The organism is Streptomyces sp. SudanB52_2052 (assembly GCF_964272415.1).
Taxonomy (GTDB): domain Bacteria; phylum Actinomycetota; class Actinomycetes; order Streptomycetales; family Streptomycetaceae; genus Streptomyces; species Streptomyces olindensis.
Window position 1 is genome coordinate 1,640,507 of the sequence record NZ_OZ186796.1, and the last position, 11,773, is coordinate 1,652,279.

The 11,773-nt window shown below is 68.8% G+C and carries 11 protein-coding genes and 2 pseudogenes; 8 read left to right on the forward strand and 5 right to left on the reverse strand.

Annotated features, from left to right (window positions below):
- Positions 1 to 22 precede the first annotated feature (22 nt).
- Positions 23 to 1,327, reverse strand: coding sequence for a bifunctional 3-oxoadipate enol-lactonase/4-carboxymuconolactone decarboxylase PcaDC (pcaDC, locus tag ACSUPV_RS07240; protein ID WP_436947143.1), 1,305 nt, complete (start codon positions 1,325 to 1,327; stop codon positions 23 to 25).
- 30 nt (positions 1,328 to 1,357) lie between these two features.
- Positions 1,358 to 1,777 (reverse strand): HNH endonuclease signature motif containing protein, encoded by a 420-nt coding sequence (locus ACSUPV_RS07245; RefSeq protein ID WP_436947144.1) that lies wholly within the window; start codon positions 1,775 to 1,777, stop codon positions 1,358 to 1,360.
- A gap of 1,119 nt (positions 1,778 to 2,896) precedes the next feature.
- On the opposite strand from ACSUPV_RS07245, the gene ACSUPV_RS07250 reads away from it, so the two are divergent.
- Both ACSUPV_RS07250 and ACSUPV_RS07255 read left to right on the forward strand, forming a co-directional pair.
- On the forward strand, positions 2,897 to 3,121 hold the full coding sequence (locus ACSUPV_RS07250) for a hypothetical protein (protein ID WP_037759779.1): 225 nt from the start codon (positions 2,897 to 2,899) through the stop codon (positions 3,119 to 3,121).
- A 499-nt stretch (positions 3,122 to 3,620) separates the two neighbouring features.
- On the forward strand, positions 3,621 to 3,854 hold the full coding sequence (locus ACSUPV_RS07255) for a WhiB family transcriptional regulator (protein ID WP_037759780.1): 234 nt from the start codon (positions 3,621 to 3,623) through the stop codon (positions 3,852 to 3,854).
- A 29-nt stretch (positions 3,855 to 3,883) separates the two neighbouring features.
- Here ACSUPV_RS07255 and ACSUPV_RS07260 read toward each other — a convergent pair.
- Positions 3,884 to 4,188 (reverse strand): annotated as a pseudogene (locus ACSUPV_RS07260) (cbb3-type cytochrome c oxidase subunit I); the annotation flags it as partial.
- A gap of 847 nt (positions 4,189 to 5,035) precedes the next feature.
- Positions 5,036 to 5,506 (reverse strand): SPW repeat protein, encoded by a 471-nt coding sequence (locus ACSUPV_RS07265; protein WP_180989512.1) that lies wholly within the window; start codon positions 5,504 to 5,506, stop codon positions 5,036 to 5,038.
- Between the two features lie 671 nt (positions 5,507 to 6,177).
- On the opposite strand from ACSUPV_RS07265, the gene ACSUPV_RS07270 reads away from it, so the two are divergent.
- From ACSUPV_RS07270 to ACSUPV_RS07290, 5 genes and pseudogenes are all read left to right on the forward strand, one after another.
- On the forward strand, positions 6,178 to 7,377 hold the full coding sequence (locus tag ACSUPV_RS07270; protein WP_436947145.1) for a hypothetical protein: 1,200 nt from the start codon (positions 6,178 to 6,180) through the stop codon (positions 7,375 to 7,377).
- A gap of 11 nt (positions 7,378 to 7,388) precedes the next feature.
- On the forward strand, positions 7,389 to 7,973 hold the full coding sequence (locus ACSUPV_RS07275) for a hemerythrin domain-containing protein (protein WP_436947146.1): 585 nt from the start codon (positions 7,389 to 7,391) through the stop codon (positions 7,971 to 7,973).
- A gap of 1,271 nt (positions 7,974 to 9,244) precedes the next feature.
- A complete protein-coding gene (locus tag ACSUPV_RS07280; RefSeq protein ID WP_436947147.1) occupies positions 9,245 to 9,493 on the forward strand; it encodes a hypothetical protein in 249 nt (82 codons plus the stop codon).
- A gap of 262 nt (positions 9,494 to 9,755) precedes the next feature.
- Positions 9,756 to 10,529: pseudogene (locus ACSUPV_RS07285) on the forward strand (carboxylate-amine ligase); the annotation flags it as partial.
- Positions 10,530 to 10,592: 63 nt separating this feature from the next.
- The gene (locus ACSUPV_RS07290) at positions 10,593 to 10,775 is read left to right on the forward strand and encodes a hypothetical protein (RefSeq protein ID WP_436947148.1); all 183 of its coding nucleotides are present in this window, start codon (positions 10,593 to 10,595) and stop codon (positions 10,773 to 10,775) included.
- 483 nt (positions 10,776 to 11,258) lie between these two features.
- On the opposite strand, the gene ACSUPV_RS07295 is transcribed toward ACSUPV_RS07290, so the two are convergent.
- Positions 11,259 to 11,393 carry a hypothetical protein gene (locus tag ACSUPV_RS07295; RefSeq protein ID WP_436947149.1) on the reverse strand — a complete coding sequence of 45 codons (135 nt, stop codon included), beginning with the start codon at positions 11,391 to 11,393 and terminating at the stop codon, positions 11,259 to 11,261.
- A 132-nt stretch (positions 11,394 to 11,525) separates the two neighbouring features.
- Between ACSUPV_RS07295 and ACSUPV_RS07300 the strand changes: the two genes are divergently transcribed.
- Positions 11,526 to 11,771, forward strand: a complete 246-nt coding sequence (locus ACSUPV_RS07300; protein WP_381038226.1) for a hypothetical protein — start codon at positions 11,526 to 11,528, stop codon at positions 11,769 to 11,771.
- The last annotated feature ends 2 nt before the right edge of the window (positions 11,772 to 11,773 follow it).

Consider the following 11,773-nt stretch of genomic DNA (forward strand, 5'->3'; position numbering starts at 1 on the left):
GCCCCCGCGCTCCCCCGCGGGCTCATTCCTGGGGTGTGGTCTCCTCGCGGATGACCTGCTGGGCCACCTTGAACGCGCTGTTCGCCGCGGGCACGCCGCAGTAGACGGCCGCCTGGAGCAGCACTTCCTTGATCTCGCCGGGGGTGAGGCCGTTGCGCAGGGCGGCCCTGGTGTGGAAGGCCAGCTCGTCGAGGTGGCCGCCGGCGACCAGCGCGGTGAGGGTGACGCAGCTGCGGGTGCGCCGGTCGAGGCCGGGCCGGTCCCAGATCTCGCCCCAGGCGTAGCGGGTGATGAACTCCTGGAAGTCCCCGGAGAACTCGTCGGCCTGGGCCAGCGCCTGGTCGACGTGGGCGTCGCCGAGCACCTCGCGGCGGACCTTGATGCCGGTGTCGTACGGGTCGGGCCGCCCCTGGGCCTGCGGCACGGCGACGGGGGCGATCTCGGCGACGGGCCCGGTCTGGACGGGCTGCGCGGGGGCGGCGGACAGGACCGGCTTGAGGGCGGCGGCCGGCAGGGCGGTCTGGCCGGTGGAGGTCTCGAAGGCGGGCTGCCAGGCGGTGGAGAAGTGCCGTACCAGGAGGTCGGTGACGGCGGCGGGCTGCTCGACCGGCACCAGGTGGGAGGCGCCGGGGACGACGGCGAGGCGGGCGTCCGGGATGCCGGCGACCAGGGTGCGGGCCTCGGCCGGGCCGGTGACCTGGTCGTCGGAGCCGACGAGGACCAGGGTCGGGACGCCGACGCGCCCGAGCTCGGCCCGGACGTCGAACGAGGCGAGCGCCTCGCAGGCGGCGATGTAGCAGCCGGGGTCGGTGGTGCGGACCATCTGCACGGCCCACTCGGTGATCGCGGGCTGCGCGGCGGCGAACCCGCCGGTGAACCAGCGCTCGGGGGCGGTGCGGGCGATGGGGTCGAGGCCGTTCGTCCGGACGATCACGCCTCTCTGGCGGAACTCGTCGGCCGTGCCGAAGCGGGGCGAGGCGGCGATCAGCGCGAGGGAGGCGAGCCGCTCGGGGTGGCGCAGGGCCAGCTCGATGCCGAGGGCACCGCCGAGCGCGCAGCCGGCGTAGCCGAAGCGCTGCACGCCGAGCCCTTCGAGGGTGGTCAGCAGCCGTGTGGTGAGCTCGGTGACCGAGCCCGCCGGGTACGCGGGAGCGCCGCCGTGGCCCGGCAGGTCGAACCGGAAGACGCGCCACTGCTTGATCAGCTCGGGGACCTGGCGGTCCCACATGTGCCAGGTGGTACCCAGGGAGGGACCCAGGATCAGGACGGGAGCCTCTTCTGGCCCGTCAAAGCGGTATTGCAGGGTGTTCGACGGTGTCTCACTCACGCCTCAGACCCTCTCACGTATCACGAAATCTCACACAGCCCGGGGAACCCGGTGGCTCCTGACCCTCTCGGCGCGGCACGTCCGGCACTGCCGGAACCCTCGGGGATCCAGATACGAGTTCTCCGGCGTGTACGCGTGGCCGTGGGGACAGTGCGTCCTCCTGGCTCGCGCGCTCTCCCAGTCCCTGCGCCGCAGAGCTTCCTTCTTCGGCACTGCTTCCAGGTGGTCCGGTTTGCAGCAAAGCGTAAAGTGCCGTCCCCAAGGATCCGCATGACGCACCTGGAAGCCCTCAGGAATCTCACCGACCAGCAACCTGAACACCACACGGTGGACAAGCTGTGTCTTTCCCTCGTAGGAGACCTGGCCGTAGCCTGACTGCCCCTCCCCGTTGCAGCTACCGGTCCACAGCCAGCGGCCGGTCTCCGGGTCCACCTCGATCTTGCTGGCCATACGCCTGGGCAAGTCACACTCGTGTGTCCGGCCCACCGCGCAAGGATGTGATCCGGCACGCCGTTGTTGGCCAGGAACGTAAGGCACGACGAACGAGCGTCGTAGAGACGCACGCGGCGGAGACCGAGGATTGCCATGAGCCGGTACGCGCGTCGACGAAGCTGCTTGATCGTGAAGGCTGCCCCGGTCTCGTGCACCAAGACGTAGCCGGACTCTGCGTATGCCTCACCAAGGGCCAGTTTCTCCTTGGCCTGGAGGGCCTTGGACGACTTGAGAGCAGCCAGTACGGGAGCCGGCAACGGAAGTTCCCGTTCACCGGCCAGGGACTTCGTGTCCTTCTCCACCACGTACAGTCCGCAGACTTCAGCCGGACGTAGACCCATGAGGGACAGCAGGAGCGGCGCGGCTGCCGCCCGCCACCGCCGAGAAAGGCGCGCCGCGGACTGTGTGCAAGTCGGCCCGCGCGCTCAGCATGATCCCGCCCAGGGCACCGGCGACAAGCTCGGCCCACACGGTGGATCGTCGAAGAAGGCCGGGATCTCCACGCCGCGGATCTTGTCGATGGAGCCTTCGAACAGCTGCAAGCAGTAGGTGCGCAGGTGAGGACGGCCCCCTGGCATCCAGCACCAAGACGGATGGCTCATGGGCCAGGACTTCAGCCACGGAAGGGAACTCGTCAGACACGGTGTATCACTCGAGCAGGGTGGACGGCGTCCCCACGCCCCGGAATTGCTCAGCTGGTCGACTGATTCACAGCCAGACTGAGCGGCGGTCCCGGGTATGCCCCGCTCGGCAGACCTCCTCCGGTACAAGATCTCGCTGTGCCGACCTGCGCTCTCCCGGCGGGAACAATGCTCCTCTTCAACCTTCTCCAACCTTTGGTCACCCAGTACCGCACTGAACGCGCGATAGCCCGCGCGCGGCCAGCGCCCCTGTCGAGGGAGGTCAGCCAAGGACAGCGCTCCCACATGATCTTGCCCCGACGCCTCCGGCAAGCCGCTCCGCGCGTGGAGCGCGCTGACCCGGTACGAACAAGCCCGGGTCGCCAGGGGTCCGGCGACAGCCACTGACCGCCGCAGCGGCTCGCCGACCGGGCCCGCCAGGGGCACGCTGGGAAGCATGAGCAGCGCGCCGATCGTCGTACATCCGCCCTCCCGCACTGGCGGCCGGAGAGTCACCGTGCACGCCGGGGCCCGGGACGAGATCCTCGGCACCGCCTACAGCGATCACGATCTGGTGGTGTTCCTCGAAGGAGCGGGCGTCCAGGACGCCGACAGCATCCTGGACGACGACCGGTGGGTTGAATGGCGCGGCGGCCGCGCGCACCAGTGGACCACCGCCTGACTATCCGTGCTGAGCTGCGGTCGGCGCTCAGGGGCTGCGGCCCCGTTCAGTCACTGGACCGATCCGTTCTGGCTGATCCGTCGCCACGGGACGAGGTGCGTTCTCATGCGAAGGGACCTTTGAGCGCCTGTTCGGACGCACGAGGGGGCAGCCAAGCGGGCAGCTGTCCCCGTCGGTGCCCAAGCCCACTGGTGCAGGTACCGGCGAAACTGGCCCTGAACGTTCGATTCGCACCTCGTCGCTGCCCGCTTCCCGAAACGGTGAGCAAGTGCTGGCCGTTCCCTAGTCACAAACAGGTATAAATCTGTACCAGACAGGCAAGTGGGATTATATTTCTGCCTATCTCTGCCGGGATGATGCGGTGCGTGCAGCACCGTCCCGACGAGCTGCCGGAAAGCGGGTACCTGCCGTGGCACGCGGAGGTTGTGCTGATGTCTTCTCTTTCCGAATCGCTTTCTTCTCGCATTCCTGTGACGTCGTCTGGACGGGGAGACCGCGCGTGAACTGGCGGGACTTGGCAGCGTGCCGCTTTGAAGACCCCGAACTTTTCTTCCCGATCGGCGAGGACGGCCTGTCGCTGCAGCAGATCGAACAGGCCCGTGCTGTCTGTAACCGGTGCCCTGTTGTCACAGCATGCGGTAGCTGGGCTCTGCGCACCGGCGAGTACGAGGGCGTGTGGGGCGCGATGACGGCGAGAGAGCGCCGGGCGTTGCGGCTTTCCCGCAAGACCTGAGCCGACGCTGAGCCCGATCAGGCCGCGAGGAGGAACAGCCAGTACAGCAACATGTTCAGCCGTGGGAAGGCGACATCCGGCGCGCCGATCTCCAGCGGCATGACCGCGTTGGGCAAACGTCGGCGTCACCAAGAGCAGCAGCATGATCGTGCCGCGCATCGTGAATGGCTGGCTGTACTGCTTGTCGGACAGACGCTGCAGTCCCAGCCGGCCAGTTCCGCCCGGACCGCCATCGCCAGCAGCCCACCGCCAGGCAGAACCCGAAAGACGTGATCAGGTAGAGGTGCCCGATCTCCTTGTGGTCGGTCGTGCCAGCTCTCATGGAACTGCGCACGGCACCTGCGACGGCGCTGACGGACGCCGCTGGCGCCGCCACTCACCTCCCTGATCGCACCCTGACTTCGTGGTCATCATTGCCTCCGATCGAGTTGTCCTCCACGGGCGGCAATCCCGATCACCGTGCCCTTCCACCGACGGGTGCTCGGCAGCCCTCCACGGCTGCATGCGATGCTTCCACGGGCCGCAGTCGGGCGCTTCCTCCCGCCGAGCGGCTGGAGGTGTTCCGTACGCTCGCCGCCACCTGTCACCGCAGACTGAGCCGACGCTCGACTCGCCCGCTGCGGGCGGGGGCAGCAGCCGCTGCATCAGAGTTGGGGGGGCGCCGCTTGGTGTGCAGGAGATGGTGATAAGGCCGTGATGCGTTTGCCGACCGGCTCCTGCTCGATTGACAAGCACTGTGAAGGCCATGACGATCTCGAGGCCGTACTGACCGATCCTGCCGAGGTCGGACGCCCCGGCCGGTGGGGACCGTGAGGTCGCTGTCCCACACAGGGACGCCGACACTGTCGGTGGTGATGCGCAGTTCCATCAGGCCGGCGCCGGGGCGTACGCGCGGGCGTTGGAAACTCACACCAACGCAGGGCCGTAAGTTCGGTGGCCCGCGAGGGCCGGAGGTGGCTTCAAAGTAGCTTGCCGACCGCGGCTCGGCCGGAGTGGCCGTCCGATCCTCCGGGGCGCCCTGGACGCTGATTGATTACGCGGAACGCGTCGCTGTTTACGGAGCTGACGACCGCGTAAGCCCGCCTCCGCCAGGAGCAGCCTGACGGGGGCAGAGCACCGGCAACAGGCGGCTCCCGGTAGCGCGGTAGCGGTAGGTGCCACGACCTTCGGATCCAGCTCGATCACCTGGGCGGGGATGAGTGATCGCCGGACGGCCGATCCACCGGGCGGGCGGCTGCGGCGGCCATAAGGGCCAGAAGGAGCGCGATCACGCCGACGATGATGTTGTTGACTATGGTCCTGGTGGTACTGACGTCTCCTGCTACAACCCAGGGCGCAAAGATCGTCCACACGCTGAGTGCGCAAGCGGCCCACGCCATGCTGTGCGAGCGCTCGTATGCCCGGCCAAAGCCACCGCTCATGATCACGGCGTATGCGATACCGACGATCAAGTTGTTGATGGCCAGGGTGGAAAAGCCGTTGAAACCCGCGATCCACGGTGAGGCCGCCAGGTAGAGGCCCGTGATCAGGGCCATCGCCTCGACGGCCTGCGCCCTCGGAGTACTCGCGACACGCTCGGCCATCTCGTGTCGACTGCGCATGGCGAGGATGTCGGGGTGCGTTTCCATGTCCGACCGGGGATGCGTTGCCATTCCGACCTCCGATTTGCCCGTTATGTGCGTTACGTGAAGGCGGGTACCCCTCAGGGGCGGGGTAACCATCGCAGACCTGCCTGCGTCCTCAGGACCCCACTGCAGGAGGTGGCCTTCAGAGCGCCTCGCCAGTCCTGAGGGTCTCGCTGCGGCGTCGGATCCGATGACGCGGCCTCCGTCGGGCGCTCAGACTGCGAGGCGCCCGGGACGCCGTCCCGGGCGCGGACCGGAAGTGGCGTGCGCGGGGAGCTCCCATCCGGCCGGCCGGACCGAGCCCCGACCCCGCAGCAACGATGGCCTACTCCTGAGTCCCTACTGAGAGCGGTCCATCTTCAGGCCACAGCGAGCGCGCCTTGCTGATGCGATCGTGGGCAGGCGTAACGGAGACCTCGCCCCCTATGGAGACCAGTCATGACGGCAGGCGGGCGGCCTCGCATCCGGCAACCGGTCGGCGCGGACGATCCCCCCGGTGCGCATGGATCCGGTCATGCCATAGTGCCCGACACTGTCATCTCGGCTGATGCGGTAGGAGGAATCGCACGCCCTCTGGGCGCGAGCGGTGGCTGAAAGCCGGCCGTGACGGCGAGACTCGCAGGTGGACCTGTTGTCGTCGTCCGGGGCGGGGTACCCGCCGGGCGCCCGAGTCCCCCTGTCCCAGGAGGCACCCCCACATGACCTTCAATCCACTGGAGCAGCGGGGCATCCCGCTGGATCGGCAGCTGCGCAGCTGGCGGGAGCTGAACGTGCAGCCGATCGACCCCGACCGCTGCGACCCCTATACGCGGTGCCGGATCATCACGATGAACGGCATCGAGGTGGAGGCGATCCTCTTCAGCCACCAGCTCGCCCGGAACACGGCCGACCCGGAGGTCAAACGGCAGCTTGCACAGACCCGCTACATCGAGGCGCAGCAGCAGAAGGTCGTGAACTGGCTGTTGCCGGGCGTCTCCTCGGTGCTGGAGATGACGATCGCCTACGAGCAGGTCGCGGTGGACCTGACGGCGTGGGTGGCGCGGATGGAGCCGGACCCCTATCTGAAGCAGGCGTACCAGTTCGGTGTCCTGGAGGACTTCGACCACCTGTACCGGTACGCCAACCTCTACGAGATGATCGAGCACCGCAAGGCGGAGTCGATCGTCGACAACCTCACCGAGGTCATGCCGGGCAGGCCCACCCGGTACCACCACCGCGATCCGGTCGACAACGTCCGCGACCCCTACGACAAGGACGCCACGAACCCCCTGTCGAAGCTGCACGCGCTGACGATCTTGTCGGCGGAGCAGCAGACGATGAACTTCTACATGAACACCGGCCCCACCTACATGGAGCCGATCGCCCGTCAGCTCTACCAGGAGATCGGCCTCATCGAGGAGGAGCACGTCACCCACTACGAGTCCCTCGTGGACCCGGGCGAGACGTGGTGGGAGCAGCTCGTCAACCACGAGTACAACGAGTGCTACCTCTACTACTCCTTCATGGAGCAGGAGAGCGACCCGAAGGTGAAGGCGATCTGGGAGCTGCACCTGAACATGGAGCTCGAACACCTCCACCTCGCATGCGACCTGATGCGCCGCCACGACGGACGCGAGCCGCAGGAGGTCCTGGCGCCGGAGCTGCCCAACGTGCTCACTTTCGAGCCGAACAAGCAGTACCTGCGCGAACTGTTGGACACCCAGATGGACCTCACGACCCTCGGCGCGGGCTACGTCCGCGAAGCGCACGAACGGTTCGAGAAGATGCAGGAGCAGATCCACGGCGGCGAGGCCCCGCCGAGCGACCGGGTGATCACCGAGCACGACGAGATGTTCGGCCGCGAGTACCGCGTCCAGACCGAGGGCGAGCACCCCGACCCCGCCCAGCGCGAGAAGTGAGGACGCCGCACATGTCCGAACTGCAAACACCTCAGGCCGGCGACGCACCCGACATCGACGTGGTGGCTCTGCTGATGCGTCAGCACGGCGACATCCGCAACCTCTTCGACGAGGTCGAGCTGAGCCAGGGTGAGGAACGCCGGGACGCTTTCCGCCGCCTCGTTCGCCTGCTGGCCGTGCACGAGACCGCCGAAGAAGAGGTCGTCCACCCCTTCGTCCGCAGGGCGGTCGAAGGTGGCGAGCAAGTCGTCAGGGATCGCCTGGCGGAGGAGAAGTCGGCGAAGGAGACGCTGGCGGCCCTGGACGACATGGACACCGACGACCCCAAGTTCATGCCCCGGCTGATGCAGCTGCGCACCGAGGTGCAGGAGCACGCGCGGGCGGAGGAACGCTACGAGTTCGCCCACATCCGCCGCAGCACCGACGTCACCAACCTCGCCGCCATGGCCAAAGCCGTCAAAGCCGCCGAGGCCATGGCGCCCACCCGGCCGCACCCCGGTGTCGAGTCGGCCACCGCCAACGTGGCCCTCGGTCCGGTGGCCGCACTCGTGGACCGCACGAAGGACGCCGTCCGCAAGGCCATGGGAAAGAGCTGACGTACCAGGGAGTCTCAAGTCGGCAGTGCGGGGCTCGGGCACCGCGGGTGGCCCTTCGCCACGGCCACCCCGTGGCCGTCACCGGCCAGGCCCGCTACGGGCCAGGCGTCCCGGCTGGTGGCGGAGCAGCTCTGCAACGGCGTGCACGTCCACGTCGGCGTCCCCAGCCGGAGACCAGCGTGCAGATCCTGAAGGAGATCGGGGTGTGGGGGGCGGGACCAGCCTCTACTGCATGGCCGGTGCTCCTGCCGCGGTACGCGTCTGGGAGGGCCTTCACCCACTTGCGGACCGCGTCGATCACCGCGTCGGCTCTGGCTCACGCTCAAGGCGGGCCAGCAGCAGGAGCCGGCTCTGCCGCATCCGGGGGCGGGGGCGTGGCGTAGTACTCATGGTCGGCCGGAACCCCGCTCGTACACTCCCCGACGTCCGATGCTCACGTCATGCCGATCCGCCGACCGTCGTCCGTGCTGAGCTGCTCAGGCGCGGGCCGGTGTGGGCCACTCTGTTCCGACCTGATCAGCTGTCCTTGCCCATCGCCTTGCGGACACGCCGGAAGACCAGCGATCTGCTGAAGCTGCTGGAAGAGGCGGGAGCGGTGACCGCCGAGGTCAGGCGCCGCGCAGTCCGGGCTCTGCCCGGCCATACGGCGGACGAGGCCACAGAGGAGGCTGCACGGGTGTTCGACACCGACGTAGGGAAGACACCACCCGGCCTCGGTGATCCCCCAATCAGGCGTCCCAGCCGGACGACTGGCCGTCCGTGCCGAATCCGCCCATCTTCTCGCTGGCCTGGGCGTCGGGGGGAGCTGTGCCGCGAGGACGTTCACCGGGCACATGATCCAGCACCTCGTCGTGAGCATGGCCGCCCGCTGCTGCTCGTGGGCGGCCTCTGGCTGCTGTATCGGACGGAGCTGTTCGCGACCATGCGGCACCAGCCGTTGCTGCACGGCGTGGTGCACGCGCACATGCTGGCGGCAGGTCGCGTTCACCTTCGCCGTGTGCCGGCTCGATCCGGTGCGCCGTCGCTGGAGTGTCGCCGTACGCGGTGCCACCTTGCTGGCCGCCGGCTCCGCGCACGCGGTGCTCCCCAACCAGCTCCCAACAGAGATTGACCGGTGCAGCCGGGGCACTCGGTCACCGTCGGCGGCTTCGAGACCCCGAGGGACATGATGAGCGGGACAGCACCAGGGACCGACGACCGTCGAATGCGGCATCCCCCGCCCCCTCGCGGGGAGCGACAGCGGTGACCGCCACCGGGAAGGAGACACCCTCATGATCCGCCCTGAGCACATCGAGGCGTTGCTCGGATCCGACGCCAATGACGCCACACTGATCGTCACCGCCGGCACCGTCGTGGTCGTTCCGGCGTCGGCGCTGGACAGCGAACGGTACCGAGGGGCCCTGGAGATCATCTCCCGGCACGATCTCGTCACCCGGCTCGGCACCAGCGCACCGTCCCGGCGTGACCTCGAGGAGACCGCCGCTGGTCTGGACACCGCTGTCACACGGCTCGGCGCCTGAGAGGGCCGTCAGCGGGGTAGCCGGCGCCAGCCTTTCCGGACTTCGGGAAGCAGGCCCTGGCAGCACATATGGACGTTGATCACGCGACTGACGGTTACTGCCGACGGTGCTGATGGCTCGGCCAGCAGGAACCGCCGTGGTTCGTCGTCGTGAACCGTTCCATGGGCCGTGGGCTATCCATGCTGGTAGTGCTGATGAGGAACTCTTCGCTGGCACCCCCCGCCGCCCTGCCCGGTCACCGGCGGCCCGCTGACGATGCCCTCTGTCCCTCTGTCGTGCTCATCTGTGGGACCGGCCGGAGAGCGGACTGCTCGTGCCGCGCGCCGACGCGATCCTGCGACGGCTTCCCCGACGGACCTTCACGACGGAACTGCACCAGTGCACCGTGGAGACCAACAGCGCGGTGCACGCATCCTTGCACAATTTGTACGCCGACCTCACCCGGCTGAGACGGCAGCTGGACGCGGCCGCATCCTCGCAGGGGCTGGCCGTGGTGGCCGCGGGGACGGCCCCGCTGGCGCCCGCGGCAGCAGCGAACCCCACCGCCGACGCCCGCTACCGCCAGATGGCCGAGGAGTACCGCAAGGTCGCCGACGAGCAGCTCATCTGCGGCGCCCAGGTCCATGTGGACGTGCCCGACCGCGACACCGCCGTACGCGTCATGTGCGAGGTCTCGCCCTGGCTGCCCGTGCTGCTGGCCGTCTCGGCGAGTTCGCCCTTCTGGCAGGGGGCCGACACGGGGTACGCGAGCTGGCGTTCCATGGTGTGGCAGCGCTGGCCCACCGCGGGTCCGGCCGGCTGTTTCGCCGACGCGGCCGAGTACGACGCGGCGGTGGACGAATTCATGCGGGCCGGGGTCATCAGCGACCCGGGCATGATCTATTACGACGTCCGCCCCTCCGCCCATCTGCAAACACTGGAACTGCGCATATGTGACGCCTGCCCGCGTGCCGAGACCGTCGTGCTCATCGCCGGACTCTTCCGCGCCCTGGTCACCGAGGCCCGCGAACGGCTGGGCAGGGGCGGCCCCGAATGTTCCGCGGTGCCCAGGCCGATACGGCGGGCATGAGGACGTCCTTGGGCGGCGCGGGACAGACCCTTGTACGCAGCCCTCGCCCGCGGCACCACTGCCACCGCCCGCACCACGACCCTGATCGCGTTCGGCGCTCTGACCACCGCGGCCTCCCGCAGCCGCCGCGAGTTGCGCGAGTCCGGCGGTTGTAAGGAGCAGCTCCCCAGACGGCCGGGCGGCCGCTCGATGGTCCCGGGACTGACGAACTAAAGGACCGAACTCCTTTCGGGCAACCGGATGATCGACGAAGGCTTGCTTCGCGGACAGCGAGCGGACGACGGGCTGCTGCACCGGGTGCCCGACCATTCCGAGCAGCGCCTCGCCCTCAAGCGACACAGGGCACCCGCAGGGCACGGCCGCCGCACACACCGACCACCGGCAGGAGGGCCGACCGTGAGCAACGCGCCGAAACTCCCCGCCCTCCGGACATGTCATCCGGGACGACCTCTTCGCGGACGGGACGAGAACGCAGAAGACGAGGACAGGGAGAGCGGCCGCAAGCTGCCGGGATCATGGCCGGGCGCCACTGTTGAAGCCGGTTTCCGTCGCCTGGCCGCGCTGCGTGCGGCTCCTGCCCTGCATCCACGCGGGCTGACGTGCACGGCCGATCTGGAGGTCGTCAACGACGGGGGCGCGCCCTGGGATGTGCCGTGGCTGGACGTGCCCGGACGGTACACCGCCATGGTCCGCCTCTCACGAGCGGCGGGCCTGCCCCGGCGGCTGCCCGACGGGCTCGGGCTCGCCGTGCGAGTGCAGCACGCAGACGGTGCCGACCGCCCTCTGGACCTGCTCCTCACCAGCAGCGGGCGAGGCAGGTTCACCAGGCATCTGCCAATGCCGCGCGCCGACGCACTGGGTGGTCCGTACTCCAGCCTGCTTCCCTACCGGGTGAGCGGCCGCCATTGCATTCTGACCGCTTTTCCACGGCGTTCCGGGCAGGCACCGGTGCACGGCGACCCGGTGAGTCTGACGCGGGCCCTGGCCGCTGGACCGCTCATGTTCGACCTGTGCGCCGAAACCTCCGACCGGTCCTGGCGTGCGTTCGCCGTACTTACGGTCCGCACCCCCTTGCCTCTGCGGCAGCACGAGAGCCTGGACTTCGACATCTACACGTACAGCGCGCCCGGATTCACCCCCGGCGGTGCCCTGGCCTCGACCCGCCGCGCCGCCTACCGGGGCTCCCGCTCCGGCCGCAAGGACGGCTGATC

Bases quoted from the DNA above. Each gene is read 5' to 3' on its own strand.
- ACSUPV_RS07245 (WP_436947144.1), bottom strand. From the start codon at position 1,777: ATGGCCAGCAAGATCGAGGTGGACCCGGAGACCGGCCGCTGGCTGTGG.
- ACSUPV_RS07250 (WP_037759779.1), top strand. From the start codon at position 2,897: ATGAGCAGCGCGCCGATCGTCGTACATCCGCCCTCCCGCACTGGCGGC.
- ACSUPV_RS07265 (WP_180989512.1), bottom strand. From the start codon at position 5,506: ATGGCAACGCATCCCCGGTCGGACATGGAAACGCACCCCGACATCCTC.
- ACSUPV_RS07270 (WP_436947145.1), top strand. From the start codon at position 6,178: ATGACCTTCAATCCACTGGAGCAGCGGGGCATCCCGCTGGATCGGCAG.
- ACSUPV_RS07275 (WP_436947146.1), top strand. From the start codon at position 7,389: ATGTCCGAACTGCAAACACCTCAGGCCGGCGACGCACCCGACATCGAC.
- ACSUPV_RS07280 (WP_436947147.1), top strand. From the start codon at position 9,245: ATGATCCGCCCTGAGCACATCGAGGCGTTGCTCGGATCCGACGCCAAT.
- ACSUPV_RS07295 (WP_436947149.1), bottom strand. From the start codon at position 11,393: ATGCCTGGTGAACCTGCCTCGCCCGCTGCTGGTGAGGAGCAGGTCCAG.